This window comes from Halorubrum sp. ASP1 (genome assembly GCF_005435135.1).
Lineage (GTDB): Archaea > Halobacteriota > Halobacteria > Halobacteriales > Haloferacaceae > Halorubrum > Halorubrum tropicale.
In genome coordinates this window covers 1-1,287 of record NZ_SGUA01000037.1, presented here as the reverse complement: position 1 = coordinate 1,287, position 1,287 = coordinate 1, and the positions used below count along the sequence as shown (strand labels likewise).

The following is a 1,287-nucleotide window of genomic DNA, read 5'->3' as shown; positions in this document are numbered from 1 at the left end:
AGCCGTCCTCGTCGAGCGATATCCGGTCGCTCGTAGACGCCGACGACTCCGAACCCCCGTCCGGCACCGCATCCGGGTCCGTTTCCTTGTGCGTCTGACCGCGGCGCAGGTTCAGCGCCTCGGTCAGCTCCTTCCGCTCAAAGGCGATGTTCTCCGTCGGGTCACGCATCCGGAGCCCGCCACCGTACGCGATCGGGAGCAATGACAGGCCGAACAGGATGTCGACGTGCTGTACCACGACCGCGAGCTCGTAGTAGAGCCCGGCGATCGCCAGCAGCACGCCGACGCCGGTCAGGAACCCGTACGTGCCGAGTGAGTACCCCGGTCCGCGGCCCGCTCGCTTCAGCGTCGCTCTCGCCGCCGACAACCCGACCACGATCGACGCCACGCCCGGCAGGACCGCCGTCCGGAACACGTACCACCATGCATCAGCCTGCGTCTCGATCTGCACCTGCTGGCTCGCTGGCGGTTCACGCATGCGTCGGCGCCAGCGAGCCCCGTCGACGACCTGACCGTCACGCTCGAGCCACATGGTCGCCTGCACCGACTCGTTGTAGTGCGAGTTCAACGCGATCGGCGCCGACGCGTACCCCGACTCGACGTCGACCGTCGCCCGCTGTACCTCCTGATCGGCTGCGTACTCGACCGTGGTCCCGTTCACCGTCCGGGACTCCGCCGACCAGTACACGATCACCGCCTCGTACTCGCCGGTCGCCGACCCGCCGAACACCGTCGAGTAGAGCTCGACCTCGTCGGTGTTCAGCGTCTTCCCTCGCTCCAAGAATATCGGCTGGTTCTCCAGCGGCCCGGCCGGGACGTGCCGGAGCGCTATCGCTCCTCCGGGCTGCGAGCCGTCGCCCACGTACCGCACTGACGGCGGCGCTGCCGCCGGCTGGTTCCCACCCGTCCGCAGCTCCGAGATCTCGAACGGTCCGGGCGCGTCGAACTCACCGCTTCCGCCCTCGACTTGTGCCGGCACCCCAGCCGCCATAGCGGGCATCGCCGCCCCGAGCACGGAGAGCACACAGAGGACCGCGAGGCTTACCGCGACGACCGCGGCGCCGCGGCTCATCGACTCGCCTCCGTCGGCCGCTCTCGGTCGTCGAGAGTGTCCGCGATCAGGTAGGCATCCGTGAACGCGAACACAGTCAGCGCCGCACCGACGACCATCGCAAGACCGTCGAACGGGGCGTCATACCAGTGCTGGAACGTGAAGAGGACTAACCCTATGAGTCCGCCAGCGACTGCGAACCCCCATCCACCAGCCGTTTCCGGGAGTTCAGGGAA

Annotated in this window: 1 protein-coding gene and 1 pseudogene; both read right to left on the bottom strand. The window is 68.1% G+C overall.

Features of this window, described 5'->3' with window-relative positions; all coding sequences use genetic code 11:
- Positions 1-1,072, bottom strand: a pseudogene (locus tag EXE48_RS18125) (hypothetical protein); the annotation flags it as partial.
- The coding region (locus tag EXE48_RS18555; RefSeq protein ID WP_158295147.1) for a hypothetical protein at positions 1,069-1,287 on the bottom strand (219 nt) is incomplete at its 5' end. The gene EXE48_RS18555 and the pseudogene EXE48_RS18125, both read right to left, overlap by 4 nt.